Origin of the sequence: Maribacter orientalis (assembly GCF_900109345.1) — a bacterium.
GTDB lineage: Bacteria > Bacteroidota > Bacteroidia > Flavobacteriales > Flavobacteriaceae > Maribacter > Maribacter orientalis.
On record NZ_FNZN01000002.1, the window covers coordinates 409409 to 429262 of the forward strand.

Annotated in this window: 19 protein-coding genes; 7 read left to right on the forward strand and 12 right to left on the reverse strand. The window is 34.5% G+C overall.

What is annotated here, in order from left to right; all coding sequences use genetic code 11:
* The first annotated feature begins 93 nt into the window (after positions 1-93).
* Positions 94-1416 carry a M16 family metallopeptidase gene (locus tag BMY56_RS05430; RefSeq protein ID WP_091620957.1) on the forward strand — a complete coding sequence of 441 codons (1323 nt, stop codon included), beginning with the start codon at positions 94-96 and terminating at the stop codon, positions 1414-1416.
* Between the two features lie 6 nt (positions 1417-1422).
* Positions 1423-3498, forward strand: a complete 2076-nt coding sequence (locus BMY56_RS05435; protein WP_091620960.1) for a M16 family metallopeptidase — start codon at positions 1423-1425, stop codon at positions 3496-3498.
* A gap of 71 nt (positions 3499-3569) precedes the next feature.
* Here the strand turns inward: BMY56_RS05435 and BMY56_RS05440 are convergent, their stop codons facing one another.
* Entirely contained in the window at positions 3570-4313 is a 744-nt protein-coding gene (locus BMY56_RS05440; RefSeq protein WP_091620962.1) for a head GIN domain-containing protein, read from the reverse strand.
* A gap of 88 nt (positions 4314-4401) precedes the next feature.
* Positions 4402-5277, reverse strand: coding sequence for a DMT family transporter (locus BMY56_RS05445; protein WP_091620965.1), 876 nt, complete (start codon positions 5275-5277; stop codon positions 4402-4404).
* Between the two features lie 157 nt (positions 5278-5434).
* Between BMY56_RS05445 and BMY56_RS05450 the strand changes: the two genes are divergently transcribed.
* On the forward strand, positions 5435-5791 hold the full coding sequence (locus BMY56_RS05450; protein WP_091620968.1) for a heavy-metal-associated domain-containing protein: 357 nt from the start codon (positions 5435-5437) through the stop codon (positions 5789-5791).
* Between the two features lies 1 nt (position 5792).
* Complete coding sequence (locus tag BMY56_RS05455; protein ID WP_091620971.1) at positions 5793-6215, forward strand: hypothetical protein; 423 nt, start codon at positions 5793-5795, stop codon at positions 6213-6215.
* Between the two features lie 24 nt (positions 6216-6239).
* Here the strand turns inward: BMY56_RS05455 and BMY56_RS05460 are convergent, their stop codons facing one another.
* Genes BMY56_RS05460 through mutY form a run of 5 tightly spaced genes read right to left on the reverse strand, consistent with a single transcriptional unit; the run spans position 6240 to position 10633 of the window.
* On the reverse strand, positions 6240-7187 hold the full coding sequence (locus BMY56_RS05460) for a pyridoxal-phosphate dependent enzyme (protein WP_091620974.1): 948 nt from the start codon (positions 7185-7187) through the stop codon (positions 6240-6242).
* 12 nt (positions 7188-7199) lie between these two features.
* Positions 7200-7757 (reverse strand): gliding motility lipoprotein GldD, encoded by a 558-nt coding sequence (gene gldD / locus BMY56_RS05465; protein WP_091620977.1) that lies wholly within the window; start codon positions 7755-7757, stop codon positions 7200-7202.
* Complete coding sequence (locus BMY56_RS05470; protein ID WP_091620979.1) at positions 7747-9075, reverse strand: gliding motility-associated protein GldE; 1329 nt, start codon at positions 9073-9075, stop codon at positions 7747-7749. Before BMY56_RS05470 ends, gldD begins: the two co-directional genes overlap by 11 nt.
* 19 nt (positions 9076-9094) lie before the next feature.
* Positions 9095-9556 carry a single-stranded DNA-binding protein gene (locus BMY56_RS05475; protein WP_091620981.1) on the reverse strand — a complete coding sequence of 154 codons (462 nt, stop codon included), beginning with the start codon at positions 9554-9556 and terminating at the stop codon, positions 9095-9097.
* Between the two features lie 27 nt (positions 9557-9583).
* The gene (gene mutY, locus BMY56_RS05480) at positions 9584-10633 is read right to left on the reverse strand and encodes an A/G-specific adenine glycosylase (RefSeq protein WP_091620983.1); all 1050 of its coding nucleotides are present in this window, start codon (positions 10631-10633) and stop codon (positions 9584-9586) included.
* Between the two features lie 127 nt (positions 10634-10760).
* Here mutY and BMY56_RS05485 point away from each other — a divergent pair, with 127 nt between their 5' ends.
* Both BMY56_RS05485 and BMY56_RS05490 read left to right on the forward strand, forming a co-directional pair.
* Complete coding sequence (locus BMY56_RS05485; RefSeq protein WP_027065813.1) at positions 10761-11051, forward strand: HU family DNA-binding protein; 291 nt, start codon at positions 10761-10763, stop codon at positions 11049-11051.
* Between the two features lie 258 nt (positions 11052-11309).
* The gene (locus BMY56_RS05490) at positions 11310-12857 is read left to right on the forward strand and encodes an Rne/Rng family ribonuclease (RefSeq protein ID WP_091620986.1); all 1548 of its coding nucleotides are present in this window, start codon (positions 11310-11312) and stop codon (positions 12855-12857) included.
* 69 nt (positions 12858-12926) lie between these two features.
* Here the strand turns inward: BMY56_RS05490 and BMY56_RS05495 are convergent, their stop codons facing one another.
* Complete coding sequence (locus BMY56_RS05495) at positions 12927-14567, reverse strand: hypothetical protein (protein WP_091620989.1); 1641 nt, start codon at positions 14565-14567, stop codon at positions 12927-12929.
* 127 nt (positions 14568-14694) lie between these two features.
* Between BMY56_RS05495 and BMY56_RS05500 the strand changes: the two genes are divergently transcribed.
* The gene (locus tag BMY56_RS05500) at positions 14695-15174 is read left to right on the forward strand and encodes a regulatory protein RecX (RefSeq protein WP_245737144.1); all 480 of its coding nucleotides are present in this window, start codon (positions 14695-14697) and stop codon (positions 15172-15174) included.
* A 4-nt stretch (positions 15175-15178) separates the two neighbouring features.
* On the opposite strand, the gene BMY56_RS05505 is transcribed toward BMY56_RS05500, so the two are convergent.
* From BMY56_RS05505 to bioA, 4 genes are all read right to left on the reverse strand, one after another.
* Entirely contained in the window at positions 15179-16051 is an 873-nt protein-coding gene (locus BMY56_RS05505) for a cupin-like domain-containing protein (protein WP_091620991.1), read from the reverse strand.
* Between the two features lie 77 nt (positions 16052-16128).
* Positions 16129-17223, reverse strand: coding sequence for a biotin synthase BioB (bioB, locus tag BMY56_RS05510; RefSeq protein WP_091620994.1), 1095 nt, complete (start codon positions 17221-17223; stop codon positions 16129-16131).
* Between the two features lie 102 nt (positions 17224-17325).
* Positions 17326-18522, reverse strand: coding sequence for a beta-ketoacyl synthase N-terminal-like domain-containing protein (locus BMY56_RS05515; RefSeq protein ID WP_091620997.1), 1197 nt, complete (start codon positions 18520-18522; stop codon positions 17326-17328).
* A 6-nt stretch (positions 18523-18528) separates the two neighbouring features.
* Positions 18529-19803: an adenosylmethionine--8-amino-7-oxononanoate transaminase gene (gene bioA, locus BMY56_RS05520; protein ID WP_091620999.1), complete on the reverse strand. Its 1275-nt coding sequence runs from the start codon at positions 19801-19803 to the stop codon at positions 18529-18531.
* Positions 19804-19854: the final 51 nt, after the last annotated feature.

Here is a 19854-nt window from a genome sequence, read left to right on the forward strand (position 1 = left end):
TCCTACAAAATAGTATTTTGACGTAACATTACAATAAAAACACCTACTAATGGTACGGAACATTAAAACAAAGCTTAATTAAACACTAATTAAATGAGAAACAAACTTATACTGGTCGCGGCCATACTATTTAATGGAATTTTAGCCTTCGCACAAGAGGTTGATTTTGAAGAGTATGACTTAAATAATGGCCTTCATGTGATTTTACATCAAGATAATACAGCACCTATTATCTCAATTTCTGTGCTTTATCACGTAGGTTCTAAAGATGAAGACCCAGAGCGTACTGGTTTCGCTCATTTTTTCGAACATCTACTTTTTGAGGGTACGGAAAACATAGAAAAAGGAGAATGGGATCAAATCGTATCATCAAACGGTGGTTCTGGTAATGCCACTACAGATGAAGACAGAACCTATTATTATGAGGTTTTCCCATCAAACAATTTACAATTAGGCCTTTGGTTAGAATCAGAAAGAATGTTACATCCTGTCATTAACCAAAAGGGAGTCGATACTCAAAATGAGGTTGTAAAGGAGGAAAAAAGGCTACGTGTAGACAATTCACCTTATGGCAAGTTTATTGAAAACATTAAGAAGAATCTCTTTAAAAATCATCCTTACAAGGAAACCGTAATTGGCAAAATGGATCATTTAGATGCCGCTACCCTAGAAGAATTCATAGCTTTTCAAAAAAAATTCTATGTTCCCATTAATGCCGTATTGGTGGTTGCAGGCGATTTTAAAAAAGAGAATGCGAGAAAACTGATTTCTGATTATTTCAGCACCATACCTAAAGGTCAAAAAATTTCTAGAAACTTCCCTAAAGAGCAACCTATTCTAGAACAAATAAATGCAAAAGCGTTCGATCCAAATATTCAAATTCCGGCCACAATGATTGCTTATAGAACTCCGGGGCTTAAAAACAGGGATAGCCAAGTACTAGATATGATATCTACATATTTAAGTGACGGACCTTCATCTAAACTTTATAAAAAAATTGTTGACGAACAAAAGCAAGCCTTACAAGTAGGTGCTTTCCCCGCTACACAAGAAGATTATGGTATGTATATTGTTTTCGCTTTACCTGTAGGCGAAACAAGCCTAGAAGAGCTTAATACAGAAATGGAGGAAGAGATCGAGAAATTAAGAGTTGATCTTATATCTGAAAATGATTATCAAAAACTACAGAATAAATTTGAAAATCAATTTGTAAACAGTAATTCTAGCGTTGAAGGTATCGCAAATTCTTTAGCTGAATACTATATGCTTTATGGTGATACTTCTTTAATAAATAAAGAAATAGAAGTTTACAGATCTATTACCAGGGAGGAAATAAAAGAAGTAGCTAAAAAGTATTTAAATCCTAATCAAAGATTGGTATTAGAATACCTACCTGAACAAAATACTGCAAACTAAAAAATTATGAAAACTACCTATATATTATTATTATTTTCTCTATTCTGCTTCTTCACGGTACAAGCTCAAGTAGACCGTACAATTATGCCAACACCAGGCCCGGCACCAGAAATTAATCTAGGCGAACCCGAAACTTTCAATCTCAATAATGGCTTAAAAGTGTTAGTGGTTGAAAACCATAAATTACCCAGAGTATCCATTCAATTGTCAATAGATAATCCACCTATTTTAGAAGGTGATAAAGCCGGCGTTGCCAGTTTAACAGGAAGCTTGTTGGGCAAAGGTTCAAAAAACATTGCTAAAGATGAATTCAATGAAGAAATTGATTTTTTAGGTGCTCGACTTAGCTTTAATTCACAAGGTGCTTATGCTCAATCTCTTTCTAAATATTTTCCTAGGATGATGGAACTTATGGCCGATGCTGCAATTTATCCAAACTTTACCCAAGAAGAATTTGACAAGGAAAAAGATATACTTCTTGCAGGACTTAAAGCTGAAGAAAAGGTAGTTTCTGCTATATCAGGTAGAGTACAACGCGCACTAGCCTATGGGAAAAACCACCCATATGGGGAATTCGCTACTGAGAAAACTGTAAATAATGTTACCCTTGCTGATGTAGAGGAATTTTACAGGGATTATTTTGTCCCTGCAAATGCCTATCTAATTGTAATTGGAGACGTAACCTTAGATGAAGTCAAGACATTGACAGACACCTTTTTCACCTCATGGACGAAGGCCGTACCGCCAAGTTTCAGCTATTCGGAACCTAAAAACGTACCGAACACACAGATAAATTTAGTTGACATGCCCAATGCTGTGCAATCTGAAATTACCGTACAAAACCTCGTTAACCTGAAAATGAAAGACGATGATTTTATTGCGGCATTATTAGCAAATCAAATTCTAGGAGGCGGTTCTGATAGTCGGCTAAACCTAAATCTTAGAGAAGATAAAGGGTATACCTACGGAGCATATACTTCATTAGGAAATGACAAATACGCTCCTTCAAGATTTACAGCTTCAGCAGAGGTAAGAAACATGGTTACCGACAGTTCAATAGTAGAAATATTAAAAGAACTTGAGCATATTAATACGCAACCGGTCACTGAAAAAGAGCTTAAAACCACTAAAGCATTATATGCCGGAAGTTTTATAATGGCTTTAGAAAACCCACAGACCATTGCAAGGTATGCTTTGAATGTAGAAAAGGAAGATTTACCAAAAGACTTTTATAAATCATTTTTAGAAAAACTAGAGAACGTTAGTAAAGCGGATGTAGAACTAGCTGCCAAAAAGTATTTCAATGTTAACAATGCACGCGTTGTAGTAGTAGGAAAAGGAAGTGAAATTTTATCGAGTCTTGAAAATATTGATTTTCATGGTAAAAAATTACCTGTTTTGTCTTATTCTAAAACAGCCGATAGAATCGAAACTCCTGATTATAAAGCATCCGCACCTGAAGGCATTACAGTCAAAACAGTTATTGAAAAATACATTAAATCAATCGGAGGCAAAGCCAAATTGGAAGCCGCTAAATCTTACGCCATGACAGCTGCTGCCGAAATGCAAGGAATGAAGCTTGAGCTAGAAATGAAGAAAACTACCAATAATCAATTTATGCAAGATGTAAAAATGATGGGGAATTCGATGAGCAAGCAAGTTCTTAATGGTGATGGTGGCTATATGGTAGCACAAGGCCAACGTAAAGATTTCTCAGAGGAGGAAGTCATGAAAATTAAAGAGGAGTCAGCACTTTTTCCTGAACTAAACTATGCGACACTTGAAGGAATATCATTAGAAGGCATGGAAATGGTTGGCGACAAAAATGCATACAAACTAAAGGTAAACGACAATAAATTGGCCTTTTACGATATAGAAACCGGACTAAAACTGCAGGAGGTTAATACAACCGAAATGCAAGGACAGCAAATGACAAGCACTTCTAACTTTGAAAATTACCAAGAAGTAGACGGAATATTATTCCCATTTAAATTAATTCAAACAGTGGGACCCCAAAATTTTGAGTTCATAGTTTCTGAAATTAAAATTAATGATGGTGTTTCCGATGTTGATTTTGAATAACAATTGAATTATTAAGTATAGAAAAACCCGCTAAATAGCGGGTTTTTTGTTTCTCTTTAAAGGCTAAATCCCTATCCTATCTTTCTTATTCTCGCTTCGCCAAAAATTAATCCTTTATCTACAGCTGGGTTGCCTGAATAATTTACATTGGTTTCACCATAGCATGTAACCTTTAATCTGTCCACAACATTCACCCTAAAATTGCTTTCACCGTAGGCAGTGATTTTAGTTTCGTCAGCAACCATACCTTCGGTATTTACTTCACTTTCTCCATATGCTCTAAACACTTGACGTGATACCGTGCCATCACCAATTTCCAAATAACTGCTACCATATATTGCAACGGTCATTTCATCTATAGAAACCGAGTCAAAATAAACTTTGGCTTCACCATACAAGGACATTTTAAAATCATCGGCAGTAAATAGGTTTTTACATCTTACTATCTCTTCGCCTCTTATAGATAAATTCTCAAGCTTTCTATAGGTTACGGTAACTGATGCCATGGTACCCTTATATAATGGCTTACTGCCTCGCCATTGATTACTAGATATACGCTCAGATTTTGTTACCATTTTAGCACCATCTAAGTACAATCGTAAGGTTCTACCCTCTACTTCTACGTTTATTTTATCTAATGAAACTTTTGCATTATCGATTACAACGCTTTCTTCATCACCTTCAACAAGGTTTACTTCAATATGCGGACTTACAATTAACTTATCAAATGATTTAACGGTATATGTTTTTTCTTGAGCTTGAATTCCGCCTATAATGAATACCAAGGTTAAAGCAGTAAAAATTAATTTTTTCATGAGTTCTAGTTTTTAATCTAATTACTTCTGTTAAAAGACAATACTATATTTTATTTGTTACAGTTGTTTTTGATTTAACCCGCACTAATTATTGTTTTTTGCGATTTACAAGCCATACACCAAACAAAATAATCAGTCCGCCTAATAACTGAACCATTGAAATTCGTTCACCATCTAAAAAGCCCCATAATACCGCTACAAGAGGTATTAAGTATGTTACGGACGCTGCAAAAACCGGACTAGAAAGCTTGATAAGCTTATTAAATAATATGTTCGCCAATGCGGTACCCAATAATGCCAATGCCAACAGATACCAAACTGCTTGCTGCATAGCAGCACTATCTACAAAATGACTGAAAACCCCTGAATATATAAGCAAAATTAAAGCCGGAAAAAAAGCTACTCCAAAACTTGCAGTCGTTACCGCCAATGGACTTAAATGTGATAAGTGTTTTTTAATGATGTTGATATTAAAGGCATAGCCCAAAGCAGAAAAAATGATAAAAAACGAATACCAATAGTTTTGATTGACATTATTATCCATTCCTGCAGCGATAAGCACGACAGTTCCTAAAAGACCGATAAACACACCTAGAATCTGCCTCACTTTTAATGCCAGTCCAAAAAGAGCAATTCCGACCAAAGTGGTGAACAATGGCGCAACAGAATTTAAAATCGATGTAATGCCACTACTTATTTCCGTTTGCGCTAAAGCAAAGAAAAATGGAGGAAAAAATGAACTACACAGACCAGCAACAACCACCCATTTCCAATCGGCTTTTTCTAGAGTTTTCAATGACTTAAAGCCTATTAAAAAAAGTAAAAGGGAAGCAAATAAAATACGTAGCCCCCCAACTTGCATAGGTGTAAAGCCCAACAATGATTTTTTAATCAGAATAAAAGATGAACCCCATATCATTGAAAGAACAATAAGGTAAACCCACTTTTGATCAATATTCTTCAACTCCTTAAATTTTAAGCAAAAGTGGCTTTTTTTCTAAGATAATGATTGGTCTAAGTTCTTATTTTAAAAATAGTTTACGGTATGCATTTTCGATATTTGCTATCTTTACAAAAGCATCTTTTTATGTATTACTTTTTATTAACCATAAAATGTTAAAATGAAAATCAACTATTTACTTCTAAACATTATTATGTTCTGTTTAACAGCAAATATTTTGGTAGCTCAAGACACTTCTAATACTGTTACCATAATTGAACCGACCTTATCTACAATGGTTACTATAGAAATTGATGGTATGGCCTGTCAAGAAGGCTGTGCAGATAAAATAGCTTCGAACCTAAATGAGACGCAAGGTGTTATCTCAGCAGAAGTTAGTTTTAAAGATAAAAAAGGAATTATTGTATTCGACCCAAATCTAGTTTCTATTGAAGATTTGAAATCTAAAATAACAAGCACCAAAGTAAAGGATTACGTGTATACTATAAATTCAGTAACCATTAAAGAAAAAAATTAAAATGAAAAAATTATTTACACTACTTACTATCGCCGGTCTACTAAGTGCAATCTCTTGCAAGGATTCTAAAAAAGTGGATGAACCTACACGAATGGAACAAGTTATGGACATTCATGATGAAGTAATGCCAAAAATGGGAACTTTAGGTAAACTAGTAGGGCAATTAAAACCTATGGCAGATTCACTTGGCGCAGAGTCTATAGAAGCAAAAGCGATGAAAGATTTACAACAAGCAAATAAATCTATGATGGATTGGATGCAAGGTTTTGGTAATCGTTTTGACTCTGAAGAAATAATGAACGGTAAAGAACTTTCTGAAGAAAAAGAGCAATGGCTAAAAGAAGAAGAAGAGAAAGTTAAAAAGGTGAAAGAGGATATCAACGCTAGCATTCAACGTGCTGAAGAAATTTTAAAAAAGCAATAAACAATTCTAGGAGAACTTAGAGAATTAAAAAGGAAGATTAGATAAATCGACATTTCCACCAGAAATAATAATCCCCACATTTCTATTTTTTAGCGCCTCTGGGTTCTCTTTAGATTGTCTGATAACTGCTGCAACAGTTACTGCGCTAGATGGTTCAATGATAATTTTCATTCGTTCCCAAACAAGTTTCATTGCTGCAACAATTTCAACTTCATCAACCCTGATTATACCATTTACCAACTCCTTTATAATTGGGAAATTTATATCCCCTAATGTAGTTTTGAGCCCATCTGCAATGGTATTCACAGTTTCATTACCTTCAATTTTTCCACTCAATAAAGAACGATAAGCATCATCTGCCTCAAAAGGCTCTGCTCCATATACTTTACAACTATCCCCAAAATATTTTGCGGCTAAAGCCGAGCCTGCTATAAGTCCCCCACCACCAACAGGACAAAAAATAAAATCTAAATCAGGATGTTCTTTTAACAACTCTAAAGCAGCAGTACCTTGGCCTAGTATTACATTCTCATCGTTAGAGGGATGAATAAACGTTGCTCCTGTTTTTAAAGCGATTTCATCAGCCAAAGCTTGCCTAGCTTTCACTGTAGGCTCGCACTCATAAATCTTGCCACCATACTCCTTTACACCTACTTTTTTTACTTCTGGCGCCGTATTAGGCATTACTATATAAGCAGTTACACCTACACTTTGTGCTGCCAAAGACAATGCTTGGGCAAAATTACCAGATGAATGTGTTACCACTCCGTTTTTCTTCTGTTTCTCCGATAATTGCAAAATTGCATTGGTAGCACCTCGCATTTTATAAGCACCTGCCCTTTGAAAATTCTCACATTTAAAAAAGAGATTTGCATTTATTTCCCTGTCTATTAATCTAGAAGTAAGCACTGCGGTATTATGAATAAATGGCCGAATTCGCTTATGACAGTTTAAAAGATTCTCTTTTGTCATTATAGTATACAATTAGTTTTTCCACCTAAGGGTTTCTATAATTCCCCTAATATCATTCTGAAGATATGATGCCGCCGGAAGTATGGAATCATAATTAGGTTTTGTATAAAAATAAACCGAGCCCGTAAGAAAATGATTGATACTATCAGTCACAAAAAACTGTGACTGTGAAGCTGCATTGCCCTGAACTTCAAATAAAGCCCCGTATATTTTCTCATCAGGGTTTACATAAGGTTGCTCTACAATATTATCTGCTTTTACAGCATGCTCGTAACTTAGTCGTTTTGAATCGTTGATTAGTTGTTCCAAATTATTATCTACTTTCTTATAGCTAAGAAAAATAGCGCCCTTCATATCTGGATACGAAATGGTGTACGCCTTATCTCCATTCAACTTAGCCGCTGCCAGCTGATTATATTTAAAACTAAAATTTTCGGTTTCTAAATCTGCCAATTTTCCCTGCGGATACTCTAAGCGCATTTTAGCTTTTGGTTTAGGAATTGGCTCGTCTTGACAGCTCATGACAAAAAGAACCACACACAAAATACCAACTAACGATTTAAGCTTCATGGGGAAGGGTTACTTTTATTTGTTTCAATCTTTTTTTATCCATACCCTCAACCATAAAAGTATAAGACTCAAATAATATCTTTTCACCTCGTTTTGGAAAACTACCTGCTTTCTCTAAAACAAATCCTGCAAGGGTTTCCGATTCTCCTTTGTTTTCTTCAAAGATATCGCTGTCCTCTAATTTTATGACACGGTAAAAATCTTTAAGTGGGGTTTTGCCTTCGAAAACGTAATTAAAATCATCCAATTTAGAAAAAATCAAATCCTCATCATCAAATTCATCGCTAATATCACCAACTATTTCCTCAATAATATCTTCTAATGTAACCAACCCTGAAGTACCACCATATTCATCGACCACAATTGCCAAATGATTTTTCTTTTCCTGAAACTCTGCCAACAAATCATCTAGCTTCTTATTCTCAGGAACAAAGTACGGCTCACGTATCAACGTCATCCAATTAAACGTCTTTCTATCTAAATAGGGCAACAAATCCTTTACATACAACACCCCTTTTACAGTGTCTATATTTTCACCAAATACGGGAATACGAGAATAGCCGTTTTTCTTTATTTCACCTATTACTTCTAGAAACTTCATTTGCTCATTAAGGGCAAAAATATCGATTCGAGGGCGCATCACCTGTTTCGTGTCCGTATTACCAAAGGTCACTATACCTTCTAGAATTTTCTTCTCTTCCTTAGTCGTATCGCCATGAGAAGTCAAATCTAGTGCTTGAGACAAATGGTCTATGCTTAAATTTGATTTCTGTTTACCTAGTTTGTTGTATAAAAACAATGTTCCTGAACGCATGGGTAAACTTAATGGCGAAAAAACAAAATCTAATACACGTAATGGAAATGCCATTAAATGCGAAAAACTCATTCTATTTCTATTCGCATAGACCTTAGGTAGAATTTCACCAAACATTAAAATTAGAAATGTCGCTACAACTACTTCAAGCAAAAAGCGAACTGATACTAACCCAAATAATACTTGATTTACATTTTTAAAAAGTGTGTCACCAATTATACTAAACAATAGAACAATACCAATATTAATGGCATTATTGGCAATTAATATGGTGGCCAGTAGTTTTTTTGGGCGCTCAAGCAACTTAATAAGAATTGCACTTTTTGCCGATTTTTCATCTTGCAACTCTTTAATTTCGGTTGGCGAAAGACCGAACATTGCCACTTCAGCACCAGAAACGAGTGCCGAGCAAGCGAGTAATACACATAGCACGATTATATTAATTGTAAACACCCCGTTTACAGCCAATAAAGTTACTAAAAACGAAAAGGGGTCTAAGTCCAATAGATTCTGTTATTTATTATTAAAAGGGAAGATCATCTTCAGCCTCTGGACTTAATGGTGCCGGGGACTTCGCTGGCTTACCGTTGTCATTGCTTGCTTTTGGAGAATTAGAAACTGTACTACTATCATTTCCCCCAGCCTCTTTCTTGGTGGTCAAAAAGGTAAATTCTGTTACATGTACTTCTGTACTATACCTTGTATTACCATCTTCACCTTGCCATTGACGATTTTTCAGCCTTCCTTCAACATATACTTTATCACCTTTACTCAAGTATTTTTCGCAAATTTCTGCAGCTTTGTTTCTAACGACAATATTATGCCAGTCGGTATTTGTAACACGCTCACCAGTAGATTTATTGGTATATGTTTCATTTGTGGCAATAGGAAATCTACCAATACTGCCACCTCCTTCAAAATAATGCATTTTCACCTCATCACCTAAATGTCCAATCAACATTACCTTATTTAATGTACCACTCATAACTTAAAGATATAAAAATCAAAAGTACTAAAATTTAAACGCTTTTATAAAATCTGCTATTAAAACAGGTACAGGAAATTCTTTAATTTTTTCAAAGGAAATTTGGTTTGGAATTTGAATCCCCGTATTTAATATCCAGAATTTAGTATGTAAATGCTGATGTGATAACTTATGAATAATGGCAACCTCATTAAATTCTATTAATTCAACTTCGCCAATACCATCCAATACTTCCTTATACCTATTATCTACATCTTCTATATCTAATATAGAATTAGATTCCAATAACGGAAACTCCCATAAATTCTGCCAAATACCCTTTCCTTTTCTCTGTTGAAGATTTGTAAATTGATTCCCATTGGCATCCTTATATATAGGTATAAGATAATTAAAGTACCGATTCCTCACCTTTGTCTTTTTCAGCTTAACTGGTAATCGATCTACAATCCCCTTTTGCAGTGCTACACAACTTTCATTTAAAGGACAGTGTAAACAAAGTGGTTTCTTTGGTGAGCATTGAATAGCACCAAACTCCATTATACCTTGATTATAATCTCTAATATCATTGATATCCATAACTTTTTCAGCCAATGACTTAAAATACTTCACGCCTTCAGTACTATTAATTGGGATATCAACTCCATAATACCTAGACAGAACTCTGTATACATTACCATCTACTACTGCTTGGGGCTCATTATAACATATAGAAGATATGGCACTTGCCGTATAATCACCCACGCCTTTCAACTTTAATAGCTCTTTATAGGTATTTGGGAAATTACCATTATATTGGTTAACAACTATTTTTGACGTAGCATGTAAATTTCTAGCTCTAGAATAATAGCCTAAACCTTGCCAAAGTTTTAAAACTTCTTCTTCACTAGCATTAGCCATATGATGTACCGTTGGGAATTTCTCAACAAACCTTAAGTAATATGGTGTACCTTGGGTAACACGAGTCTGTTGTAGAATGATTTCTGATAACCATATTTTGTATGGATTTATGGATTTGCGCCATGGCAATGAACGCTTATTTTGATGATACCAATCTAAAATTTTACCCGAAAACGACATGCTCTTTAATGCTAAGTGATAAAAGTAGCAGTTTATACACTTAAAATTAACCCATTAGAAAGAAAGATTGAATTTAATTTATATATTTGCAACCCGAAAAAACATACAGAAAATCTAATATTGAAAGATGACGAAAGCGGAAATTGTATCGAAAATCTCAGATAAGCTGGGAATTGAAAAAGGAGATGTACAAGCTACAGTTGAATCCTTTATGGAAGAGGTAAAAACATCATTGGAAAGTGGTGACAATGTTTACCTTAGAGGTTTTGGCAGTTTTATTATTAAAACTAGAGCCGAAAAGACCGGTAGAAATATTTCCAAAAATACAACCATTAAAATACCCGCTCACAACATTCCAGCATTTAAACCTGCAAAGGTTTTTGTAGAAGGAGTTAAGAGCAACGTACACGTAAAATAATTAATCTTAAAAAAAGAACTTTATGCCAAGCGGTAAGAAAAGAAAAAGACATAAGGTAGCTACACACAAGCGCAAGAAGCGTAGAAGAGCTAACCGACACAAGAAAAAGTAGTTTTATAACTACTTTTTCTTTTTACGTTCATTGACATAGAGATCCATATATATTGGATTTCGGCAGATACGTTCGTATCTGTCTATGGTATTTGTTTAATCAGTTCGTTCCTTACAATTTGTTGGAACGACTAAAAATATATTCAGGTGAATAGAGAATTAATCGTAAGATCTAGTTCCCAAGCCGTTGACTTTGCCTTATTAAAGGACGGAAAACTCACTGAACTGCATAAAGAAGAAAGTAGTAATGATTTTTCTGTAGGTGATATTTTTCTCGCCAAAATCAGAAAACCGGTGACCGGTCTCAATGCTGCGTTTGTTAACGTTGGCTATGAAAAAGATGCATTTTTGCATTACCATGACCTTGGTCCTCAATTATCTTCTATGCTCAAGTTCATAAAACAAGTGAGTTCAGGAAAATTAAAGGATTATTCCTTAAAAAACTTTCCGGTTGAAACCGATATTGATAAAAACGGTGTAATAACCGATGTCATAAAAGCAAACCAATCTTTATTGGTTCAAATTGTAAAAGAACCTATATCTACTAAAGGACCAAGAATTAGCTCTGAGCTATCAATTGCTGGACGTTTTTTGGTTATGGTTCCTTTCTCAGACCGTGTATCCGTTTCTCAAAAGATAGAGAGCAAGGAAGAGAAAGACAGGTTAAAAAGACTAGTTAGGAGTATTAAACCAAAAGGATTTGGTGTAATTATCAGAACAGTTGCAGAAGGGCAAAAAGTTGCGGAGCTGGACAAAGATCTAGAAAACTTGCTGAACAAATGGTCAGCAATGTGTAAAAAATTATATCGTGCTCAAACACCATCAAAAGTATTTGTAGAACTCAATAGGGCATCATCTATTTTAAGAGATGTATTTAACGATAGCTATACAGGTATTCATGTAGATGACATCACCTTATATAATGAAGTTAAGGACTACGTGGCCGAAATTGCGCCAGACAAGGAGAGTATCGTCAAACACTACGACTCCAACGTACCTATTTTTGAAAAATTTGGGATAGAAAGACAAATAAAAACGTCTTTTGGCCGTACCGCTACCATGAGCAAAGGAGCCTATTTAATTATAGAGCATACCGAAGCACTTCATGTGGTAGATGTTAATAGTGGCAATAGATCCAATAAAGCCAAAAACCAAGAAGATACTGCACTAGAAGTAAATTTGTTAGCGGCATCAGAAATTGCAAGGCAATTACGCCTACGTGATATGGGAGGCATCATTGTAGTAGATTTTATCGACATGGTAAAACCACAACATAGAAAAAGGCTTTTTGAACATCTAAGGGATGAGATGAAAGACGATCGCGCCAAACACAAAATACTACCCCCAAGTAAATTTGGTTTGATTCAGATTACCCGACAAAGGGTACGCCCTGAAATGAATATTAAAACAACAGAAGAGGACCCTAATAATGCAGGAAAAGAGGTCGAAGCACCTATTGTTTTAATAGACAAAATTACAGTGGATCTTGAAAAACTCCTTAAAGGGCCAGCAAAGGATAACAGTATAACACTAAATATACATCCTTTTATAGCAGCCTATATCACTAAAGGATTTCCATCATTGAGAACAAAATGGTTCTTAGAATACAAAAGATGGGTCAAAATACAACCACGTGATGCGTATACGTATCTTGAATACTGTTTTAAAAACAAAGACGGTAAAACAATATATTAAGTAAAAAAAGCGACTTCCTAACGGAGTCGCTTTTTTTTGTTTTAGGTTATTGGGGATTTTTTTGAATTGTTAATCAAAAAATGTATCTGAATCGAACATAAAATCATTATACTTGTCATTAGATATAAATTTTGCTTCAAACAAAGGGCTTACTTGAAATAGAATTTTATTCTCTCTTATAATTTGATTTAAATAACTATCATAATCTTCTATATTTTCATACCTCTCTACTCTAAACCATTTAACATTTAGATTCGAAGAATTATAAAATTTTCCAAAACTCCAATTTTTAATTTCTTGAGGCACTTCAGGAAGTGTAATCATTGATGTTTCATTACTATCAAAATTAATGTTCCAAGAATAATAGCTCTTTCTTCCTTCTACAGTAGGGATTTCATCAGACGAATTTCCAGAAGAAATTAATAATTTACCTACGTTATGACCACTTCCATTGACTGTTAAATTTATTTGCCTATCAATAATTTGAAAATCTAAATCCCAATTTGGTATATTATATTTTTCAAGAGGTATCCCAATTCTATTTGTTATATAATCCTCTAAATGTAAGAAATGTGAATATTTATAAAATGAAGTATTTAATACATAATCTTCTATAGGCTGAATATACATATCAGGAGATTGCGTCGTGTTATGACCACTACGCCAAATTTCATGATAATCATTATTATTAAATTCATTTTCATTTTGGTATCCTTTTATTTGAAGATTTCGAGTATGCCCATTCTCTAATCCATCAGAATAAGTTACATCTACAAAACCTTCAAACTGGTCTTCAGTAGATAATTCGTTAGCATTTAATTCTTGATTGTTTGTTAAAGTATCATCGTTAATCCACATATGACTTACTTGCCTAGTATTTCGATTATAAGCGTTGATATAATAATTATCTATAGTATTATCCTGGTTTAAATATTCATATTTGATAAAAGAAAAAGAAAAATCCAAAAAATCGTAACCTGTGGAATACCCTGGGTTAATTGACCCTGATATTATTACATCCTCCGAAAAACCTATAGTTTTTAATTCATATAGTTTAAAATACTCTCTTCTTCGTGGAGATTTTGGTCTAAATTCATTAAAACCTGACCTGGTTACATCCATTATAGAGTACAAATTTGCATATTCTATATCTACGAATTCGTTTCTTGAGGCAATAGTGAACATATAAGGTGTTTCTAAATCTATATCTACTTCAGTAGATAAAACAAACGATATTGGAGTAGAATCAATCCTTCTTGTAGCTAACAATGAACCATCATATGCCGATGCAAAAATCATAAAATCATTATTTCCTTTGCGAAAAAAGTAGTTATCTAATTCAACATCTAATAACTTTCTATGAATTGTAATTGGATAATCTTTTGAAATAACACCACCAGATTTTTCGATTATTTCAATCTTAATATTTGCTGATCCAGTTGGGTATAGTTCCGGATTAAAATTGAAGTTGACACTAGAATTATTCTCTAAGTTTAAAAGTATTTCATCATCAAAATAAACTACTATAGATTCTATTGCCCCACTATTATTTTCAATAGTGATATTGACATCCGTTGGCTCATATATAATAGGATTATTTATTAACATGTTGCTTGTAATATCCTTTAGCTCTATCTCATTAACTATTATATCTTCTTCGCAAGCAGTTAACATCGAAAAAACTAATACTACTAACAACAATTTTCTCATCTTTAATATTTTACTTAAAATGTATTAACAAAACTCATAATTATTCAAAATATTACAAAATTTCTACTTTTAGATAAGTTATGGTAAATTTACCTAACATTTCTTCTCAATTATAATCAATAAACTTTTGACAACTCCAAAAACTAAAGGCTACACCATTCAAGAAGCCACAAAAAAAATAGAGAGTTATTGCGCCTATCAAGATCGTTGCCATAAAGAGGTTAATAGCAAACTGAAAGAAATGGGTATGATTCCGCTAGCTATTGACACCATTATAGCTCAGCTTATTGAAGATAGGTTTTTAAACGAAGAACGTTTTGCCAAGAGTTTTGCAAGAGGAAAATTCAATATTAAAAAGTGGGGAAAGAATAGAATTGTCAACGAATTAAAATTTAGAAATATTTCTAAATACAACATAACTACTGCTTTAAAAGAAATAGACCCTCAAGATTATTTAAACACATTAGATATTTTAGCTATAAAAAGATTAAGGCAAATATCTGAGTCTAATATTCAAAAAAGGAGAAAAAAACTTGCTGATTATCTATTGTATAGAGGATGGGAGAGTCACTTAGTATATGAGAAATTACAAGAACTCATAAAATAAAAATTTATTTTTCGACCAAAGTTTCAAGGCTTTTATTCGTTCTGGAAATGGCCTTTTTATTCTTCCAATCTATCCAGTCTTGCCCTTTAAGTTTTCTCATCAATACATCGTAATACCGCATTATCAGAATATTATAAGAAGCTTTCGCTAAATTTTTCGGATTACGAGCCATAGCTCGAAGACTCATAGAAAACCCAGGAGAATTATACTTCATATAATGCCAATAACCTTCTGGCATATACAACACTTCGCCATGTGATAAGGTAGTTTTATAACCAGAAGCTCTTTCTAAAATAGGCCACTTTTCGTAATCTGGGTTTGAAAAATCAATACTTTCATGAGTAATTAATGAATGTGGAACTTTATAGAGATTTTTTGTTTCCGATTGCGGAAAGAGCACAACCTCCTTTTCGCCATCAAAATGAAAGTGAAATATATTGGCCAAATCAATATCGTAATGCATAAAAGTGTACGAATCCTTTCCACCAAAAAACAACATGGGCAATCCTTTCAAAAGCTTTAAACCAAAATCAGGAAAGGTGTAATCTTTTTGTAATACAGGCACCTCTTTCAAGATATTCCAAAGAAAAATTCGATATTTAGTAGGCTCATTTTTTAACAAATCCACATAATCTGCCATCTTCATCTTGGCATGTGGCTCATTAAAACCATCTTTATGCTGCACAGGTCTATTATCGTACAAAGGCACAATTTTATCACCTGCAATCTTTTTCATATAATCAAGATTCCACTTATCAAAAGCAGGCCAATCTTCAATAGCCCTTTCCAAAACAACTGGTTTTTGGGGCTTAAAGTAGTGCTCAATAAAATCGTCCTTAGTAATATAACTTACTCTAGGGATATCTGCTAAATTCAATTAAACTTGGTTTTTTAGGGAAACCAAAGGTAATTAACCCTAAGAATATAATTTCTTAAAAATGTATTAATGTGGACCTATTTGATAATTTTAGCTTTTTGCTTCGCAGTTTCATTACGTTCAATGGAATGACCTGGTCTAGACCATTTTGGCTTCTCACCCATTGCCTGTAATTGCGAATCTGTTGCTTCCACTGTTTTCGGCTGAGATACTTTTGTAAATGGTTTTTGCGGATTTAAGCCTAACATTTTAAACATTGCCATGTCTTCATTGACATCAGGGTTTGGTGTAGTCAATAATTTATCACCTGCAAAAATTGAATTGGCACCAGCGAAGAAACACATAGCCTGACCTTCTCTACTCATTTCTGTACGTCCTGCAGATAAACGTACTTGGGTTTCTGGCATTACAATTCTTGTGGTAGCTACCATACGTATCATATCCCATATAGAAACTGGTTCGATATCCTCCATTGGTGTGCCTTCAACTGCCACTAGCGCATTAATAGGAACTGATTCAGGTTGTGGATTCAAAGAGGTTAAAGCAACTAACATGCCTGCTCTATCTTCTAAAGCCTCACCCATACCAATAATACCACCGCTACAGACCGTTACATTACTTTTACGAACGTTCTTTATTGTATCTAAACGATCCTCGAATGCACGTGTAGAAATTACGTCCTTATAATAATCTTCAGACGTATCTAGATTATGGTTGTAAGCGTATAAACCAGCTTCTGCCAATCGCTTTGCCTGATTTTCGGTAATCATGCCCAACGTGCAACATACCTCCATATCTAATTTATTAATAGTTCTAACCATTTCTAAAACTTGGTCGAACTCAGGGCCATCTTTTACATTTCTCCAAGCGGCACCCATACAAACTCTTGAGCTTCCAGAGGCTTTCGCTCGTAAGGCTTGAGCCTTAACTTGAGAAACTGCCATTAGATCGTTTCCTTCAATATCTGTATGATAACGAGCTGCTTGAGGGCAATACCCACAATCTTCAGGACAACCCCCTGTTTTAATAGAAAGCAAAGTAGAAACCTGAACCGTATTTGGGTCATGGTTTTTTCTATGCACCGTTGCAGCTTCATAAAGAAGCTCCATTAAAGGCTTATTATATATTTCTAGAATTTCCTCTTTTGACCAATTGTGTCTTGCTTCGCTCATATAATCTTAGGTTGTTACCAGAGTTCAAAAATAACTGAATTAGAATAGAAAATATAATTGCTGGGTTTTAAAATGCTGTGAAAACCATAATTGTTAAACAAGCTATTCTTCCTTACATACTAAAATACTAACTGCATTACCACCAAAACCTACCGCATTTACCATTACATATTTGATATTTCTTTCAACTGATTTTTGACTTAAAAATGGCACCGGTATGAATTCATTAAATTGAAGCATTAATACCGCCATCTCTAAGTTTAGCATGCCCGATGTTGCGAATGTGTGACCTAATTTCCATTTATTGTTTGTTAACGAAGGTATGTTGCTGCCAAAAACTTTTTGAATAGCATTATGTTCTGATAAATCACCTTTTATAGTTCCTGGAGCATGCATTACAACTACATCAACCTCAGAAGGGTCTAAATCACCCAAAGCCATTTTCATCGATTTTTGAAAACAAAGGGCATTTGTAGAAATAGATGTATTGTGTTTTAAAATTTCAGTTGCATAACCGACACCGTCAATTGTAGCCAAAGCATTTTTCACAATTCCCTTTTCTAAACACACTACCGATGCGCCTTCACCAAGTATCATGCTGTTGTACTCCTTTTCTAAATTCAATGCTTGGCAAGGGTAGTTTTTGTTACGCTCAACTACCGAGTCAGAATTCGACTCGGGCGCTTTTGCGTAAATCTTTAATGCCTTCATTTGGGCAATCGTAAAATCTGTCAAGGGTGCTTCACTTGCTCCGACCAAAAACTTATTGGCCATACCGCTATTGATCCAAGCAATACCATTTAGCAGAGCATGTAGACCCGTGGAACAAGTAATAGAATGGGAAATTTCAGGTCCTCTAGCTCCTAAATCATGTGATACCCATGAAGAAATATTACCTAAGGTGGTGGTGGGCGAACTTAATGTTGATGCTAAACCTGTTTCTAAAAACTCTGTATGGTATTGTTCGAATAATTTTGTAGCCCCTCTAGACGAACCTAAATTGATTCCGAATTCGGAATCGCTTTTCCAACCAGAATCTCTTACAGCTAATCTTGAAGCGACCATTGCATATAAAACGCTTTCATCTAATTTCCTATACTTAGCATCAGATACTCGAAGTTTCTCAACTAGAACGCTACCCGATTTAGACAATGGTGAAACCCAAGACTTCTCGCCATTTTTCTGAATCAATGAAAAATAATGTTCATTATTTTGATAAGACTGCCAAGTTTCTTCTAATGTGCTACCTAAAGGTGAGAGCGATGCTATAGCTGTTATGGATATTTTCTCTTTCAACATCGTGATCTAAATAGTTTCTAATGCCGCTGTAATGGTATCGTAAATTTTTTGAAGTTCGGAATTTGTAATTACATAAGGCGGAAGCACGTAAATTGTATTACCGAGCGGTCTTAATAAAACCCCTCTTTCTACAAAGAAGTTATATAAGTCATCACGTAAATTACCATAACGCTCCATTTGTATGTTTAAGTCTATGGCCAGTATAACTCCCATCACTCTTACATTACGAACTTTTTCATGCTTCTCTATTATTGCAGCAAAAGAGTTATGGGCGCTCTCAATATATTTTCTTCTTTCTACAATTTCAGGTGAATTTAAAAGTTCAATACCCGCTAAGGCAGCGGCACAACCAACAGGGTGTGCACTAAATGTATGTGCATGAAAGAACCCTTTATGAACCTCGTCGCTTAAAAAGCGATTAAAAACTGCTTGTGAACAACTTGTAATACTTAAAGGAAACATACCTGCCGTGAGTGCTTTGCTTAAACAAATAATATCAGGTTTGTTTTCAAGATAATCTGAAGCAAAATTCTTTCCAGTTTTACCGAAACCGGTCATTATTTCATCGGCAATACTTAAGACATTATTTTCTTTACATAGGTTAATCAATTCATCAAGACCTTTGGCAGAATGAAATTTCATACCAGCTGCACCTTGCACTAAAGGCTCAAATATGAAGGCTGCGCTTTTGTTTTCTTGTAGAATTTGAGCAAGTCTTTCTTTTACTTCCTTAATATTATTCAGTTGTGGTGTAGGTATTCGCACAACCTTCAAAAGAAAATCTTCAAAAGGACCGTTGTAGGATGAAAGTCCTGATGCACTCATAGCACCAAAGGTATCGCCATGAAATCCATCTTCAAATGCTATAAGCGTATCTCTTAATTCACCATTGTTATGATAAAATTGCAATGCCATTTTTATTGCCGCTTCAATAGCAGTAGAACCATTATCATTGAAAAATATCTTTGCCTGATTTTCTGGCAAAATCTCCATCAATTTCTCAGATAATTCAATTGCCGGTTCGTGTGTTAGACCGCTGAACATCACAAAATCTAACTTGTTCATTTGCTTGGTCATTGCAGAAACAATATACTTGTTAGAATGACCATACATTACCGTGTACCAAGAAGCTATGCCATCAATATATTCTTTTCCGTCCTCGTCAAACAATAACGCATCTTTCGCTCTAACAATAGCCAATTGCCGTTTATTGAACTTATGCTGCGTTAGAGGATGCCATAAATATTTTTTATCTCGAGTAGATAGATTTTCCACAGTCATAGAATTTATAATTCGTCATTTTATCTATCTTGCAAAGATCGGGAAATAAAC